The 16109-nt window shown below is 71.4% G+C and carries 12 protein-coding genes and 1 pseudogene; 9 read left to right on the forward strand and 4 right to left on the reverse strand.

The features are described from left to right. Positions 1 to 1157 precede the first annotated feature (1157 nt). Positions 1158 to 2408 (reverse strand): hypothetical protein, encoded by a 1251-nt coding sequence (locus ACGF12_RS27580; protein ID WP_393035453.1) that lies wholly within the window; start codon positions 2406 to 2408, stop codon positions 1158 to 1160. Between the two features lie 391 nt (positions 2409 to 2799). Here ACGF12_RS27580 and ACGF12_RS27585 point away from each other — a divergent pair, with 391 nt between their 5' ends. From ACGF12_RS27585 to ACGF12_RS27595, 3 genes and pseudogenes are all read left to right on the forward strand, one after another. Beyond that, positions 2800 to 4101: a thiopeptide-type bacteriocin biosynthesis protein gene (locus tag ACGF12_RS27585; RefSeq protein ID WP_393035456.1), complete on the forward strand. Its 1302-nt coding sequence runs from the start codon at positions 2800 to 2802 to the stop codon at positions 4099 to 4101. 74 nt (positions 4102 to 4175) lie between these two features. Next, positions 4176 to 5354 (forward strand): annotated as a pseudogene (locus ACGF12_RS27590) (lanthionine synthetase C family protein). Between the two features lie 15 nt (positions 5355 to 5369). Further along, positions 5370 to 6254, forward strand: a complete 885-nt coding sequence (locus ACGF12_RS27595) for a thiopeptide-type bacteriocin biosynthesis protein (RefSeq protein WP_393035458.1) — start codon at positions 5370 to 5372, stop codon at positions 6252 to 6254. Between the two features lie 77 nt (positions 6255 to 6331). On the opposite strand, the gene ACGF12_RS27600 is transcribed toward ACGF12_RS27595, so the two are convergent. Next, on the reverse strand, positions 6332 to 7570 hold the full coding sequence (locus tag ACGF12_RS27600; protein WP_393035461.1) for an IS701 family transposase: 1239 nt from the start codon (positions 7568 to 7570) through the stop codon (positions 6332 to 6334). 64 nt (positions 7571 to 7634) lie between these two features. Next, the gene (locus tag ACGF12_RS27605; RefSeq protein WP_393035464.1) at positions 7635 to 8636 is read right to left on the reverse strand and encodes a LysR family transcriptional regulator; all 1002 of its coding nucleotides are present in this window, start codon (positions 8634 to 8636) and stop codon (positions 7635 to 7637) included. Positions 8637 to 8883: 247 nt separating this feature from the next. On the opposite strand from ACGF12_RS27605, the gene ACGF12_RS27610 reads away from it, so the two are divergent. The 4 genes from ACGF12_RS27610 to ACGF12_RS27625 all read left to right on the forward strand — a co-directional run bounded on the left by ACGF12_RS27610 (position 8884) and on the right by ACGF12_RS27625 (position 12704). After that, complete coding sequence (locus ACGF12_RS27610) at positions 8884 to 9609, forward strand: G1 family glutamic endopeptidase (protein ID WP_393035467.1); 726 nt, start codon at positions 8884 to 8886, stop codon at positions 9607 to 9609. A 403-nt stretch (positions 9610 to 10012) separates the two neighbouring features. Continuing rightward, entirely contained in the window at positions 10013 to 10249 is a 237-nt protein-coding gene (locus ACGF12_RS27615; protein ID WP_393035470.1) for a hypothetical protein, read from the forward strand. 688 nt (positions 10250 to 10937) lie between these two features. Next, positions 10938 to 11765 (forward strand): DUF2092 domain-containing protein, encoded by an 828-nt coding sequence (locus ACGF12_RS27620; protein ID WP_393035473.1) that lies wholly within the window; start codon positions 10938 to 10940, stop codon positions 11763 to 11765. 486 nt (positions 11766 to 12251) lie between these two features. After that, positions 12252 to 12704, forward strand: coding sequence for a hypothetical protein (locus tag ACGF12_RS27625; RefSeq protein WP_393035476.1), 453 nt, complete (start codon positions 12252 to 12254; stop codon positions 12702 to 12704). Positions 12705 to 13107: 403 nt separating this feature from the next. Here ACGF12_RS27625 and ACGF12_RS27630 read toward each other — a convergent pair whose 3' ends face one another. Then, on the reverse strand, positions 13108 to 13755 hold the full coding sequence (locus tag ACGF12_RS27630) for a hypothetical protein (protein WP_393035479.1): 648 nt from the start codon (positions 13753 to 13755) through the stop codon (positions 13108 to 13110). A gap of 605 nt (positions 13756 to 14360) precedes the next feature. Here ACGF12_RS27630 and ACGF12_RS27635 point away from each other — a divergent pair. Then, positions 14361 to 15134 (forward strand): GNAT family N-acetyltransferase, encoded by a 774-nt coding sequence (locus tag ACGF12_RS27635; protein ID WP_393035482.1) that lies wholly within the window; start codon positions 14361 to 14363, stop codon positions 15132 to 15134. 150 nt (positions 15135 to 15284) lie between these two features. Continuing rightward, a complete protein-coding gene (locus ACGF12_RS27640; RefSeq protein ID WP_393035485.1) occupies positions 15285 to 15809 on the forward strand; it encodes a universal stress protein in 525 nt (174 codons plus the stop codon). The last annotated feature ends 300 nt before the right edge of the window (positions 15810 to 16109 follow it).

A 16109-nucleotide genomic window follows, 5' to 3' on the forward strand; every position in this document is an offset into this window, starting at 1 on the left:
CCTAGAGAAACGCCCTCCAGGCGGACACACGCACGTCCGCCCAGGTCAGACCCCGGATTCGCAGCTCCAGGCCGCGGAATTATGTCGAACGCGGGTTCGGACTGGATGCACACCAACCGCTTCGGCGAGGTCCACGGTTACCCGGGCGACCGCCTCCCCGCCCCCGAGCTCCCGGGCATCCCCCTGAAACCGCGCGGACGCGTGCGCTGACCTGCACTTTCTCCCAGCGGGGAGCGCGGCAGCCAGGTCCGCCGCATTCCCTATCCTGGCCCTCCACCATGGCCCCCGCGAGCTTCCGCCCAACCCGCAGGGCGCTCGTCTCGCACAGCCTGCGCTTCACAGAGTCCGACCGTCTGTTCCAGCACATGGCCGGACCAATGCTGACTCAATGCTGACTTTGCTGACGTATCGTCAGATTGGCGGCCTGGAGTCCAGCGCCCCCGTCGGCAGCAACATCACCGGTTTCCACCACGACTCCTTCGACACGCCCTCCACGCCGAGCGAACCCCTGCGCCCGCCCCCACAACACCGTCCGCACCCTCGCACCGCTGCCGACTCCACCCGAATAGGCCGGTCGGGACCCCATGTTTCGCCGCGGTGGTCAGGCTGCGGCGGGGTCCGCCCCTGCGGACGCACCTCTCGCCACAGAGGTGGCACGCTTCCGGCGCCAACCCCGGCTGTGGTGTAGGTGCCCACGAGCTTGTCGGGCAGGACGTCGAAGCCGCTGAGCCCGCTCACGCCGGACTTCCAGTCGATCGGTGCCCTGCGTCGGGCCGGGGTGGAGTGCACAGTGGCCGAGCAGGACTGGAACGAGTGGGTCGTCGCCCGCTCGCGGGTCGAGGAGGTGCTGGCCCCGGGCGGCGACAACGTCGCCGGCCCCGAGGCATCGGGGGAGCCCGACCCGGGTGAAGTGCGGCCCGAACCCGCGGATGCGGCGAAGCCGACCATCCCCCGCAACCCCGGCCCCCCTCCGCCGCCTCGGACGTCCGCGACGCGCCCATCCCGTCTCCCGTCCCCGGTTCCCCGGCCCGAGCCCGTGCCGGGGATCCTTGTCCGTCCGACAGACCAGGACGGCGCCGCGGACACACCCGCGACGCCGTCGGCACGAAGCTCCGCTCAGGTGGCCGGGATCTCGTCCCCGCTCCTGCTCCGCGCGTTCACTTCGCTGCCCACCATCTCCCGTGCCGCTTGACGTCCGTGGAGGTCGTGCAGCCCCCCATGGTGGCGCAGCTGCCCCCGGGCGCGGTCGGCTGGACGTTGTTGGTGAGGTGTCCGCGGGCGTGTGCACGCACCCTGATCGTGTACGTCACGGTGACGGTGTCGCCGACGTCGAGGGGGCCCGCCCAGGTCAGGGTGGTGCCGCTGATGGTGGCCGTTCCCGCGGACGCGGTCGGTGAGCCCACGACGGTGGCGTGGTCCAGGACCTTGCTGAGGTCGTCGACGAAGCCGGCGGAGTCACCGAAGTAGGGGGTGGTGCCGGTGTTCTTCACGGTCACGGTGTAGGTGACGCGTTCGCCGGGGCAGACCGGTCCGGTCGGCGAGGACGCCTTGGCGACGGAGTACGAGGTTCCGGGTTGCAGGTTGCACTGGCCGCTGTCCTGGGCGGAGCCGGCGCCGAAGAACGGGCGGCCGGTGGCCGCCAGAACGGTGAAGGGCAGCGGCGCCGTCGACGGCGCGGTCGGGACCGAGGTGAGCTGGTCGATGTTGCCGCCCGACTCGAACACGTACACCTGGCCTCCCGACTGCGTCACCCCGAAGGAGCGCGGCAGGGTACCGATCTCGGTGAGGGTGTTGTCGGGGGCGATCCGGAAGGCCACGGTCGTGCCTGTGCTGGTGGCGCCGAGAGCGAGGATGTCACCGTCACTGAGTTGGGTGAGGTCGCCGGCGGAGGTGATCCCGGGGGGGAACTGGGCCGGGAAGGCGGTGCTGACTCCCGTGGCGGGGTCGATGGTGTACAGGTTCCCGGAGCGGCTGGTAGCGGCGAGCAGCATCCCGTTCGACAGCGACGTCAGCGCGTTGAGAGCTCCCGGCGAGGCTGCGGGGCCGCTGACCGCGACCGTCGAGGTCTCTGCCCCGGTTCCGGTGTTGATCACGACCAGCCTGGGCGCACCCGAGAACGTGACGCCGTACAGGGTGGTGCCGTCGGCGCTGAAGGCGATGTCGCCGTAGTCCCGCGCCACCGGGACGTTCTGCAGCTCTGCCCCGGTGAGTGGGTTGTACTCGATCAGGCGGTCGCTACCGCCGCCGGTGTTCGCCCACAGCGGTACGGGCACGCAGGCGGCCGCGGCGGCCCAGTGGTGAGGCTGCGGACTGGCAACGGCCGAGGTGACGCCCAGACCTGTTGCGGTGCTGACCACCGCGACCGCGGCGGCAAGCCCACAGCTGACGAGTCTCTGCCGGTTCCTCACGTCGTCTCCCATGTGTGCGGCAGCGCACCGTGATGTGCCCTGCCTCGGTCCGGTTGGCCTGGTCCGGTTCCACGACCAGGGTCAGCAAGTGACGATCTGACACATCCGGCACACGTTCGGGATGCTCGCGGATCCATGGCAGCGTTTCCGCCTCCCGGGCTAACCGGAGACGGCCTGAATCACCGAAGCCGGCGGATTCCTCCCAGCCGACGCGCGGCGACATCCACCGGCCGAAGGCCCGCAGTACCCAACCCGGCGAACGTATGCGGTCACAGCAAGTAGGTAGTTGCCGGTGGGTGTCAGGCGTCCGGTGACTTGTCGCCCTTGCTGCGGTTGGACGCGGCGGACACTCCACGGCGGCAATGCCGCATCTCGCGGCAGGAAGCGCGGCATGCCCAACGAGGACCACAAGAACAGCACGGTGAAGGTGGAGATCGACGTTCCCACCGACCGCCCGGTCCCGTCCGCCAAGGTCGCCGCGATCCCAGGCCGGACCGACCAGATCCAGACCACCAAGCTCGCCACCCCGATCCACACCGACGACGGCGACATCACCGACGCCGTCTCCCGGATCGTGTGGACCGGCGGCCAGATCACCCCTGGCCACTACCAGGACTTCACCGTCGGCCTCGGCGCGCTGCCCGACTGCACCGACAAGCTCGTCTTCAAGACCCTGCAGACCTGCGGCAACAGCACCATCGTGCGCTGGATCGACGAGGCCCGGTACAGCCAGCCCCGAACCCGAACACCCGGCACCGGTCCTGCACCTGACCGCCGCGACGGCCGAGGACGGCGACACCGCGACCCCGGCTGCCGCCCCCGGCGCGACGCCGAAGACGGGCGCCACCGCGAACGCGAAGACCGACCTCGCCACGCCGACCCCGGCGGCGAGCAGCAGCGACTCGACCGCCCGCGCCCTGGGCGTCACCGCCCGGCCCGAACACCGGACCGTCCCATGGTGCCCCGGGCGTACACCCGGGGCACCAGCCCGAAGTGGTGGTTCGTCCGATTCCGCGACCCGCGCCAGCGCCTGCGGCTGCGCATCGCCCTGCCCGACCCGGCCGCCTTCGGCCCCGCCGCCATCGCCATCAGCATCTGGACCGCCGAACTCCACCAGGCCGGGCTGCTGTCCGAAGTCGTGTACCCGACCTCCTGCGCGGAGACCGGACGGTGGGGCGAGGGACCTGCCTGGGCCGAGGCGGAGGAGGTCTTCCGCGCGGACTCAGCCGCCGTCCTCGCCCAGCTGGCCCAGCCCGCGCTGCCCGACCGAAAGGCGCTGCTCGCCGCCCACGCGGTCGCCATCGCCGCAGGGTTCACCGGCTCGACCACCGCCGGGCTTCACTGGCTCGTCGACAACGTCCCTGCCCAGGCCCCGGCCGCCGTGCCCAGGCCGGTCTTCCGCGAAGCCGTGCGCCTTGCGGACCCAGCTCGCGACTGGGCGGCGCTGCGCGCCGAGCCCGGGGGTGCCACCGTCGTCGACGCCTGGACGGACCGCCATCGGGCCCTCGACGCCTACCGCCAGCACTTCCCCGGCCCGCACACCCAAGGCGTGCAGGCGGACGACGTGCTCGGATCCCTCCTGCACTGCTCCTACATCCGCGCGCACCGCATCGACTTCGACGACGAGGCCCAGGTCCTCTACCTGGCCCGCGCAGCCGCCCTCGCCCGCCTCTCCCGGGACGGTGACCAGTGACCACCCCGCACCCCGCCCTGCGCCTGTCCGACCGGATCGCCGAACTGCTCGCCGACCCTGCCGACGCGCCGCCAGTGTGGACGTCTCGGCCACAGTGGCGCCAGTCCCTCGCCCACGGCGCCCCGGGTATCGCCCTGCTTCACATCGAACGCGCCGCCACCGGACGGGGCCCATGGGAGCCGGTGCGCGCCTGGCTGTCGATCGCGGCCGACGCCCCGGTCACGAGCGGGGCCGACAGCTACCTGTACTACGGCGCGCCTGCGCTCGCACACGCTCTCACCTGCGCCGCCCACGCGCGGCCCGGCTCCTACCAACGCGCCCTCGACCACCTCGACCAGACCGTGGCGGCCAACGCGATGCGCCGCTGCGACGAAGCTCTCGCCCGCATCGACCGCGCCGACTTACCGGCGCTGGCCGAGTTCGACGCCATCCGCGGCCTGGCCGGCGTCGGCACCGTGCTCCTGCGCCGGGCCCCCGGCGGCGAGACGATCCGGCGGATCCTGGGCTGCCTGGTCCGCCTGGCTGAGGACGTCAAGCACAACGGCTAGGCCCTGCCGGGCTGGTGGACCCCGGACGGCCCGTCCGGCAAGCCGGACGAGCGGTTCCCGGGCGGGCACGCCAACACCGGCGTGGCGCACGGCATCGCGGGCCCGCTCGCACTGCTCTCCCTTGCGCTGCGCAGCGGTGTCGAGGTCGACGGGCAGCGCGAGGCGATCCGCACCATCCGGGCCTGGCTGGAGCGCTGGCGCGACGGCCACGCCTGGCCGTACTGGATCACGCCCGCACACCTGACCGGCCCCGACCGCAAGCCACTGCCACAGCGGCCGAGCTGGTGCTACGGCACCGCCGGAGTCGCGCGTGCCCAGCAGCTCGCCGCCCGCGCCCTCGACGACGCCCACCTGCGCCACGACGCCGAGACCGCCCTCGCCAGCGCGCTGGTGGACCCGAAGACACTCGCCGCGACCACCGACCTGTCGGCCTGCCACGGCTACGCCGGGCTCGCCCACATCGCCCACCGCGCCGCCACCGACGCCTCGCCGCGCAACGCCGCCCGGCTGCGCTCGGCCGCCGACCTGCTCCTGGACACCACCCACCCTCCGCACACCGACCCCGACGAGCAAGCACGTCGCCTCCTGGCGACGGCGGGGCCCGCGTTCCTGGAGGGCGCGGCCGGCACTGCCCTCGCTCTACTCGCCCCAGCCACCGGCATCGCGTCCGCGACCCGCTGGGACGCCTGCCTCCTGACCGCCTGACTGAGGACCGATCCGATGACCACCGGCTGGATCCAGCACACCATCACTCCCGTCGACCGAAAAGCCACCGAGCGCCTCTCCGCCGACCGCCTCGCCCCCGTCCTCACTGCCGCCCAGGACTCCGGCGCGCTGGACGGATGGTGGTACATGCGCAAGGAGGGCCTGCGATTGCGCTACCGCGCCGCCGCCCCCGAACCCTCCATCACCGCGCTGGCGAACGCGCTCGTCGAGGAGGGGCTCGTCGGGGTCTGGGCCACCGTGATCTACGAGCCGGAGATCGAGGCGTTCGGCGGCCCCGAGGCCATGGAGGTCGCCCACCGGCTCTTCCATACCGACAGCCAGCACTTGCTGGCCCGGGCGGCCGAGCCCGGGCCGCCCGCACTCGGCCGGGCCGAGACCGTCGTCGTCCTCGTCTCCGCCATGCTCCGCGCGGCCGGACTCGACTGGTGCGAACAGGCCGACGTCTGGGCCCAGTTCGCCATGCTCCGTGACGCCCCCGCCCCCGTGGCCCCCGAGCGGGCGGCTGCCATGACCTCCGCCATGCATCACCTGATGCGCCTCGACACCTGGGCGCTCACCCGCGACACCGCCCCGCTCGCCCACCACGGCCGCTGGGTCCACGCCTTCCAGCAAACCGGTCAGGACCTCGCCCGCCTCGCCCGCGACGGTGTTCTCACCCGCGGTCTGCGCGCCGTCCTCGCGCACCACATTGTCTTCCACGCCAACCGCGCCGGCCTGCCGGTGGACCACCAAACCGCCATGGCCGCACGGGCGTTGGACGCCGTCTTCCACTCCGACGAGGGCCCCATGCCCCCGGCTTCCACCATCCGCACAACCACTAGTAGTACTTCGTTAGGTCTGAAGTATTCGGGAGTGCACCGGCCGACGTGGGTCGGGTAACTCGCGGTGGCAGGTGGGGCATTCGCCGGTCCAGGCCCGTATCAGGTCCTGGATCGCGTCGAGGACTCGGTAGAAGGTCAGGCCGGCGCCTCGACTTTTGGGTCGAGGCGCCGGAGGGTGAGGAAGGCGTGGGCGGCGGTGACCAGGGTGACGTGGTGGTGCCAGCCTCGCCAGGTGCGGCCCTCGAAGTGGTCCAGGCCCAGGCCGTGCTTCATCTCGCGGTAGTCGTGCTCGATGCGCCAGCGGATCTTGGCCAGCCGCACGAGGCGGCGGATCGCGGTGTCGGGCGGCAGGTTCGTGAGCCAGTAGTCGGTGGGAGCGTTGGCGCCCGCTGGCCACTCGGCCAGCAGGGTCTCGGCCGGAAGCACGCCGTCCCAGGCGGCGCCGCCGCCCGCGTCGGCGGCGGCGAGCGCCCGGGGGATCTTTCCGGCGGGCCGCACCTGCAGGACGCGGAACCGCGAGCGCATCGCCCCGCGGGTGCCCTGGCGCCAGGTGACCTGCCGAAACGCCCGGCGCCCGCCCGCGGTGGCGAGCTCGTGCAGTGCGGTGGAGTCGGTGCGGTAGCGGGGCAGTGTCCTGCGGCCGGCGCCGCCGTAGGCGGGCACCACCGGCTCCGCGTCGTGGCGGTGCGCGGTCTCGTCCCCGCGCACCGCCACGATGTAGCCCAGGTCCCGGGAGCGCAGAGCGTGCCGGAAGGCCGCCGACTGGCCGTAGCCCGCGTCGGCGACCACGACCTGCGGAGCAAGCCCCCAGGCGGTCGCCTCGTCGAGCATGTCGACGGCCAGCCGCCACTTCTCGACGTGCCCGACCTCCGACGGCAGGCCGGTCCGGTGTCTGCGGGCATCGTCGCGGTCGTCCCACTCCGGCGGCACGAACAGCCGCCAGGACAGCGGGCTGGAGGCCTGGTCGGTGACGGCATGGACACTCACCCCGACCTGGCACAGCGAGCGTTTGCCCAGCGCGCCGCAGTACTGCCGGGACGTCGCTACCGATTGGTCGCCGGCCTTCGGGAACGAGGTGTCGTCGATCACCCATGCCTCGGGCGCGATCGCGGCGGTCATCTTCCGGGCGACCTGTCGCAGCACCGGCAGGTGGTCCCACGGCGACTGGCTGACGAACTGCTGCAGGGCCTGCATGTTCCCGTCCGGCAGCCGCTCGGCCATCGGCTGGATCGACTTGCGCCGCCCGTCCAGCATCAGCCCGCGCAGATAGCAATCACCCTGCCGCCGCTGGTCCTTACGTGCCAACGACGCGAACACCTCGGCCACGAACTCGCCGAGATCCCCACGAAGCGCCTCCACCTCACCAAGATCCACAGGCCGCAGCATGCACCGCCACAACCCCCAAGATCAAATCGACCTAACGAAGTACTACTAGGTCTCAGGTCCGGGTGGATACGTGCGCGCGTGGCGGGAGGGTGAGGATCGCGTCCCGGCCCCGGACAGCAAGCCAACTTGCGTAGTGTGGGCGGTCGTTGGCGAGGTCGAAATACTGTTGGAGGAGTCGCTCGGCAAGTTCGTCACCGAGGCCGGCGACTTCCGAGTCCCGGCGCCAGCCGAGCATGATCTGACGGCAGTGCGGGGTGCCGGCGATCGGGCGGACCGTGACACCAGGGGCTGGGCGACCGGTCGCGTAGAGGCCGCCGACGGCCTGTCCCGCAGAGATCAGAGCGATGGCCGCGGAGGAGTCGCTGGCTGCGTGCCGGATGCGCGGGGTGAACCCGGCGGATGCGCAGACGATCCGCAGCCGGGCGTAGAGGCCTGTGTCGTCGGGGGTCATCATGACCCAGTCGTCGTCGGCCAGGTCGGCGAGGCAGATCTCGGATTTGCCTGCCGTTGGGTGGGATTCGGCGACCATGGCGAAGATCGGCTCGGCGGCAATGATGACGTGCAAGTCGATGTTCTCCGGGGCGCGCACCTCGAAGCCGGGAAACTCGTGGACGACCACGATGTCGAGTGCGCCGGTGGACAAGCGCTCCAGGAGTGTGCCGACCATCGGTTCCATGACGGTGGGGATGTCGCGCCCGGGCAGCAGTTCGCGCAGCACGTCCACGAGAATCGGCAGGAACGGCCCCGCCACACCGCCCACCCGCAAGGCCCCGACCGGTTGTTCGTCCTTGGCCAGGGTGCGCAGCGTCGTCTCGAGGTCGTCGATGCCCGCCAGGAGCTCGCGAGCACGGGTGATCGCGTACCGGCCGACTTCGGTCGGGGTGACTCCGTCGCGGTGGCGGTGGAACAAACTACTGCCCAATGCCAGCTCAATGCGGTGCAGTTGGGTCGTCAGCGCCGGCTGGGCGACCTGCAGCAGCTGAGCCGCTTTGCGAATGCTGCCGGCATCCGCAACAGCGACCAGGACCTCCAGGTGATGAAAGCCCAGTCTCATACGGTCAGATGCTACCGAGGCGGGCCGTGCACCTCCAGATCTCTTCAGCGGGTTCTGCGTTCAGGTGGCTGGCGTCGGCGCCCGGTCTCCGACGGTACGACAAGTGACGTCCCCCGATAACTGCGGAGGTATCACCAAGTGGCATCTGCGCCGGCCTGGCCCGGCCGGCGCAGACTTCGGCGTGTCCCCGGCCGGATACGACCCCTGACGTTCATCCGGCGCCCATCTGCCACTCGAAGAGGATCCCATGATCGCCCGCCCCCACACCCGCACACTCGCCCTGCTCGTCACGACGGCCGTCGGCCTGGCAACCGCCCTGAGCGTGGCGGCCCCGGCCGCCGCCACGGCGAGTCACCGCAGCGACCACACCCGCAAGCACGCGGACAACATCTGGGGTGGCTACATCACCTACGGCTCCACGTTCACGGCGATATCGGGTACCTGGAACATCCCGGCGCTCGACTGCACCCAGAACCGCGGAATCGCCTCCCCCTGGGTCGGGTTCGACGGGTGGGACAGCGACACCGTCGAGCAGATCGGCATCGACCTCGACTGCTCGACCGGTCGGGCTCAGTACAACACGTGGGTCGAGATGTATCCGCAGGACAGCATCTACTTCAGCGAGCCTGTCCAGGCCGGCGACTCCATGACCGGCACCGTCACCGACGACGGCGGGCACTGGTACACGCTGACCTTGAGCGACACCACCAAGGGCTGGACGAAGTCCTTCCAGAAGTACCTCGCCACCGCGTCCTCCGTCAACGCCGAGGCCATCGTCGAACCTATCGGCTCGGGCTCCGTGCCGACCCTGGCGAAGTTCGGCCCGCTGAAGTTCACCAGCGTCACCGTCGACGGCCGGCCGATCGGCGACTACGCCACCCATCTGTCCACCATCACCCGGAGCACGACGACGCTGGCCACCACCGGCGCGCTCAACAGCGACGCGTTCTCCGTCGCCTGGCGACACTCCTGACAGAGCGGTCGCCCCGGCGATGCCGGGTATCGCGGTAACACACAAGCGCGGCCCTGATGATCTCTCTGTTGTCCGAGCAGAGCACCGGAGGGGTTGAGCCTGTTACACCGTCAGCACTGTCCGATCCTCCGACGCCGCGGCGTGGGCGACCTGGGACATTCACGGCTCGACGGTGAGCGACCACGCCGTAGCGTCCGGCGGTGGTGCGCCCCACGAGTCCTGGCGGCCCACGCCGCTGCGGCTGTCGGGAGGCCGCAGAAACCCTCAGCTTCACCTGGCCACCGGAACCCAACTGAACCCGACCTCCCCGCCACCGTCGGCCCCAGCTCTACGGAGCTGGGGCCGACGGCCTGCTTGGAACGTCTCGTGGCGCACCGCTACGGCCCGAACATACAGCGGATGCGTGGTGCTGCTGGACGGCACGCTGATCCGAACCCGGCGGCGCAGCGGGCGGGCGAACCGGAAGAACTACTCGGGGAAACATGAGGCGCACGGCCTGCTGTTCCTCGCCCTGACCGATGCGAAAAGGCGGCTGTTGTGGAACTCCTCGGCCCGCCGCAGCGCCTGCAGCGAGATCACGGCCGCCCAGGCGCTGCCGGCAAGCACCACCACGGCGTCAAGTACCAGGCCCACACGCTGAGCCGGACCGCCGCGGGTGACGGCACGCTCTCGCTGAGATCGTCGAACCAGCAGGGCGTGGCTTCTCCCAACCCCCAGGTGTACCTGGTGTTCTGGGGATCGCAGTGGTCCAACGACCCGGCCGGTGTCGCCCCCGATCTGCAGAGCCTGTCCGGCGGCCTCTGCAGCAGCCAGGACACCTGGGGCACCATCCTGAACCAGTACTGCGAGGGCCTTGCGCAAGGCACCGTGACCTGCGGCGACCAGGGCACCCACGTCAACCACCCCACCTCCTCGCCGCTCGCCGGGACCTGGTTCGACAACTCCCGCGCCGCCCCCGACAGCGCCGCCGCCTCCGATCTCGCCGCTGAAGCAGTCAAGGCGGCCGCACACTTCGGCAACACCACCCAGTCCCCCAACCTGAACGCCCAGTACGTCATCCCCTTCCTCATCAAATCCTCATCATTCCCCGACGAGACTCCTTCGCGGCAACGACGTCAGGGCGAAACCGGGGAGGGGCGGTGCGGCGGTTTGTCCGGGGCGCAGGCGGTTTTGGGTCCAGGGCGGCCGTCTGCCGTGTCGGCGTTCGGACGCCGGATCCTCACGGTGGTTGTGCCGGGGCGTCTGCGCCGCGTCGGTTCGTGCGGATCTTGTCCGTGTCGGACCTCTTCTTCTCGATCGCAAGTCCTATCCCGTAACGGAGCTGAACATTGCGTCTCACCACCCCGCTCCGGATCGCAGCTACCTGTGCGGTTCTCGCCCTCGGCGTCACGGCCTGCGGTTCGGGAAGCGGCACCAAGCCGGCTGCCGTTCCCGCCCCGGGCTCGTCCGCCGCTTCCAGCGCCCAGACCTCGGCGGCCCCCTCGGCCTCGCCCTCCCCGACTGGCCCGGACCTGTCGACGATGACCGGCAACCAGATCCTCCAGCAGGCGACCGCCGCCCTGAAGGGAGCCAGCTCGCTGAAGCTCGACGCCAACGTCACGAACAGCGGAAGCCCCGTCGAGATGCACATGTCCATAGACACCAAGGGCGACTGCAACGGCAGCATCGGCATGGGCGCCAAGGGACGTGCGGACCTCCTGCGCACCCCGCAGCAAACCTACATGCGGCCCGACGCCACAATGCTGAAGGACATCTCGGGCGGCAACACCGAAGGCGCCAAACTCTTCAACGGCCGCTGGATGACCGGCGTCCAGGACGACGCCGACCTCAAAGACATGGCGCACCTCTGCGACCTCTCGCAGCTCACCAAGGAGCTCACCAACAGCAGTAACAAAGCCACCAAGGTCGGCACCGATACGGTCAACGGCCAGCCCGCGGTGAAACTGCACATCACCTCCACCAACGACAGCCCGGCGGACCTGTGGGTTGCTGCTCAGGGCACGCCGTGGCCGCTGAAGATGGCGGGCAACGACAGCAGCGGCAGCGCCACGATGACCTTCAGCGCGTTCAACGTGCCGGTCGACGTGACCCCGCCGGCCAACAGCGACACCATCGACGTCTCGAAGCTGAAGGCAACCTCCCGACACGCGAAATAACCAAGGCCACACGGACCACGCCCGCAACCGGTGGCGCCGCAGGCGCCACCCCCCAATCCACGCAGGCCCCCGACGGCCCGCAAGACCGCCCGGGGGGCAACCCGCCGAGCTGCGCCTATCCCCGGTGACCAGCAGGCCCGCATCCACACCGTGGTCTGCGCATCGTGGCGGGCTCGGGCCAGTTGTGCAATCGCCAGCACCAGGCCCGCACGGACCGCTGGGTCGTGTTCGGCGGGCAGGCGGGCGTGGAGGGCGGTGAGGAGGTCCTGGGCGCGGCCGGTGGCGGCCGCGAGCGCGTAGGCGGCGGCGATGCGCACCGCGGGGTCGAGCTCGTCGGCCCCGGCAGCGGCCCGACTCACCATCATCGTTAGGGTTCTCCGGCAGCACGTCCTGTCGGTCTTGGGGTTCGGCATCGTCGCAGGACGACGTCTCGCGGGCGCACCGTCCGCGACCGCGTCCGACCGACCATCACACGGGGGAACGTTCATGGCACAGCTGCTCATCGAAGAGAACTTCCAGCACCTCGACGGCCAGGACGTGGAGTCGCTGATCGAGGCCCTCGCCGAGCTCGGCCTCAGCGCGGAGCCCACCCAGCCCCGCACGGGAACCCGAAGGGGCGACTGGACGCTCGTCCTGCACTGGCTCAGGGACGACACCGGGCAGATCACCGAGGACGCCGTAGCGGCGGCGCTCGTCACGGCCGTGACCGAGGTACTGGGCCAGCAGCACCCGGCCGGGCCCGGCGGGACCATCGTGCGGGGCCGCACGCTGCCGGTCCGCATTGATATCCGCGGGCGCTCCGGGGAGCTGATCAAGTCCGTCGCGATGCCGGGCGCAAAGGTGAAGTCGGAGGCTGGGTCGTGGTGGCGCGGGCGGCACACGGCGGCCGCCGACGGCGCGCCGCGCCTGGGCCCGTCGAGTCTCACGGCTGAGATGTAGCAGCGCGGGCGAGCGCGGGCGGCGAGTGCGCGGCGGACGTGGCCGGGGATGTCGCCGCGCAGCCGGCCGAGCCCCCCACAGGGCGTCGGTGAACAGGACGGTGTCGATGCGGTGCTCGGTGATCAGGTCCCGGATCTACCGGGTGAGCGCGGTGTCCTGGTAGGTGATGGCGCCTCGCTGGGCACCGACGCGGCGGCAGCCGAGGTCTGGCGGCAGCTGAAAGCCTCTACTTCGGCCGGCTGCATCTACGACCCCGAGGTCTTCCCCAAGACCCCCGGACTACGCTGCGAGCGCGAGGCACCCACCCGATTGCACGCCGTCTTCGCCGTCGTCGGCGAGGTCCACGACACCCACGGCCTTCTCCTCGACAACCTGGGCATGGAGAACCGCACTCCGGGCCCCGTCACCCGTCCTCGGGTCGGAGCACGGCGGTCACCGCCCGTACGCACCCGAGCAGCGAGTCCGCCGAGTCCCACCCGCCGGAGCGCCAGAGCAGCAGGTCCGTGCCGTCCACGCGCCAGCTGAACGGCTCCGGCGCGGCCGACAGTTCACGCACGCCCTGGGCCGAGAGCACCCGCCGGGCCTGGTCCGGATCGGCCGCGTAGCTCCGGTATCGGCGGTCGAACTCCGTCTCCCCACTGCTGCTCCGGCCCTCGGGCACCGGCTCGACGACGAGGACGGAGTGGAAGACGCGTTCGTGCCGCACCTCGATCCCGTCGACCGGGGACGGCAGCGACACCACCGCGATCCCGTAGACGTGGGTCGCGCCGTTGTACCGGCAGCTGTACCCCGCCACGGTGAGCGGCAGGCCGTCGACCACGCCGCCCACCTGGTCGGCTAGCCGCTGCGCGGCGCCGTAGTGGAAGGGCGGACCGGCCACCGGGAGTCGGGAGACGGTGAACTCCAACCTGGACAGGAAGCCATGACGCTTCATCAGTTGATTGGCGAGCACCCCCGCCCGGCGTCGCCCGCGGAGCGCGTCGAGGCGCGGCGCGGTGAGCACCAGGGAGACCAGGGCGAGGAAGAACACGAGCGGAACGACGACGTCCATGGCGCGCTCCAGCGATCGGGACCACGTCGACAGCGCCACCCGACCGCACGGAGGCGCGCACGACCTTCACGCCGACCAGACTTCCCGGCACACCGCTACCGACTGTACGCGATCGGACACCGGACGCAAGAGGCCCCACCCCGGCCCGAACTCACCCAACGGGAACGGAGGTTGCCGCTGCCAGAGGCTTCGTGGGCGCCCACCTGCACGGCGAGGATGTCCCCTCCCCGTCCGGGCGGCAATCCGGGCGGCCCGGCGGATCAGCGTCTCGCCTCGGGCCGGCCGGTGAGCGCCACCACCACCCGCTCCCCGGTCTCCCGGACCCCGTTGATGCCGTGCTCCGCACGACGGATCGTTCGTCTCCCCGACCACCGACCGGGGGGACGAACCGCGGCGTCGCGCTCGCACGAGGACGGTCAGCTGCGGTCGACGGCCCGCGCGATGGTGAACCGGTCCAGGCTGTCGGGGCTCAACCGGTGGCCCTCCACGACCAGGTACCGCTCACCCGCGTGCCGGTGACAGGGAACCGTCAGAGTCGGCCACCGCGCCGCCAGGCTTCCGTCAACGACCAGCCCCGGTCTCCTCCTGCCCTCCTCAATGGGAACATGCTCCTCACCGCCGCCTTGCCGTCCACCGACTGGTTCAGCCCCGAGCGCCCCGGGGCCACTGTTCTCCCCGCCCATGTCCAGCGCAGTTCCCATGGCGGCTGGTGGGCTGACGACCCCTCGGACGTCCGCGCGCTGCTGGTCCACTGCGGGCCGGAGCGTCTACTGGCCGGCGACCCGAGCCGACTGGAGCCCGGCATCCTGGGCCGGTTCGGGCGCGGCCAGTTCCACGCCCCGGACCGATTCCTGCCCCTGCTGGGCCGCACCTTCACCCACCTCACCCCGTGGGTTCGCGTGCTGCACGTGTACGTGGAGCAGCCGCGACGGCGGGTGTCGCCACACACCGCCGCCTGGGTGCGTCCGCTGCGTCCCGGGGACGAGACACTGCTCGACCGCTTCGCCTCACGGGGCGTCCTGGCCCCGGACGGACCGCACTGGACCGCCCGGACCTGGGGCGGCCACGGCGCGGTCGCCGCGAGCGGCTTCGCCTGGGGCGCCTTCCTCGGCCCGTACCTCGCCGCAGTCGCCTGCGGCTACCTGGTCGGACGCGAGCACATCGACCTCGCCGTCGCCACCGACCCGGCCTTCCGCCGCCTCGACCTGGCCCTCGCCTGCATCCAGGCCGCCACCGCCGCCGCGCACACACACGGCCTCGTCCCGACGTGGTCGGCGCCGGACAGCAACCACGCGAGCCGGGCCCTGGCCGCGGCCGCCGGCTTCCGGCCCCTCCGGCGCGAGGTGGTGTACTGGGCCGGCCCCGCCCTCACCCGGTGAGCGGGCCGGTCGTCACCGGGAACCGCACACGTCAGAGGTCCGTCAGGAACCCGCGGCCGGGCGTCATGATGCCGTCAGCGGCCGTCCGCCCGGCCCGCGTGGCGCGTTCACTGAACACAGTGAACCATCCTCTGACGGAGGCGAACGGCCATGACCGGAACCACCCGGGTGATCGTCGGGCTGAATGGCTCGTTGAGCAGTCTCGCCGCGTTGCGACGTGCCGTGGACGAGGCGGCCCGGCGCGGGGCCACGCTGGTGCCGGTCGTCGCGTGGGTTCCTTCCGACGGCACCGACCGCGACCACCTGCGCCCGCTGTCCGAGCTGGAGCACGCAGCCCGCAAGCGCGTCGACACCGCCTTCGAGCAGGCGTTCGGCGGCTACCCGGCCGACCTGGTCATCCACCCGCTGGTGGTCAGGGGCCACGCCGGAGCGGCCCTGGTCCGCGCCGTCACCGCGCCGACCGATCTGCTCGTCGTCGGCACCGGGAGGCACGGCCGCCTCGACCACCTGCTGCACGGCTCCGTCCTGCACTACTGCCGCACCTACGCGACCTGCCCGATCATCGCCGTCTCCCCGGACGAGCTGCTCCAGCAGTTGGACGTCGCCGCCCGCAGCGGAGAGCCGCTCCCCCTCGTCACGGGCGGCCGGTACGCCCCGACCGCCGGTCTGCGCTGACGATCGGCCGACTGCGAGCGGCAGGCCGACGACGTGGGCCCGGATCGGCCGGGGCCCGCGGCAGCTCCTCGGCGACCGGCGCCGGCTCCGGTTCCGACAGTGCACCCAGGTTGCCGGCCCGGAAAATAGTTCCCGCCGCCAACGACTGCTTCCCGACGCACCGCACCGGCCTCGGACCCGTACGAACACCGATGCCCTTGGCCACTACTGCCAAGGGCATCCGCATGCGCCGCCCCAGGACCCCGTTCACACAACCGGCCGTTCGGGGAGCGGCGGCGCACGCCTCCCGACGATCGCACG

It is taken from the genome of Kitasatospora sp. NPDC048296 (assembly GCF_043201815.1).
Taxonomy (GTDB): domain Bacteria; phylum Actinomycetota; class Actinomycetes; order Streptomycetales; family Streptomycetaceae; genus Kitasatospora.

Coding starts and splice junctions, on each gene's coding strand:
- ACGF12_RS27585 (WP_393035456.1), top strand. CDS start 2,800: ATGCCCAACGAGGACCACAAGAACAGCACGGTGAAGGTGGAGATCGAC.
- ACGF12_RS27595 (WP_393035458.1), top strand. CDS start 5,370: ATGACCACCGGCTGGATCCAGCACACCATCACTCCCGTCGACCGAAAA.
- ACGF12_RS27605 (WP_393035464.1), bottom strand. CDS start 8,636: ATGAGACTGGGCTTTCATCACCTGGAGGTCCTGGTCGCTGTTGCGGAT.
- ACGF12_RS27610 (WP_393035467.1), top strand. CDS start 8,884: ATGATCGCCCGCCCCCACACCCGCACACTCGCCCTGCTCGTCACGACG.
- ACGF12_RS27625 (WP_393035476.1), top strand. CDS start 12,252: ATGGCACAGCTGCTCATCGAAGAGAACTTCCAGCACCTCGACGGCCAG.
- ACGF12_RS27630 (WP_393035479.1), bottom strand. CDS start 13,755: ATGGACGTCGTCGTTCCGCTCGTGTTCTTCCTCGCCCTGGTCTCCCTG.
- ACGF12_RS27635 (WP_393035482.1), top strand. CDS start 14,361: ATGCTCCTCACCGCCGCCTTGCCGTCCACCGACTGGTTCAGCCCCGAG.
- ACGF12_RS27640 (WP_393035485.1), top strand. CDS start 15,285: ATGACCGGAACCACCCGGGTGATCGTCGGGCTGAATGGCTCGTTGAGC.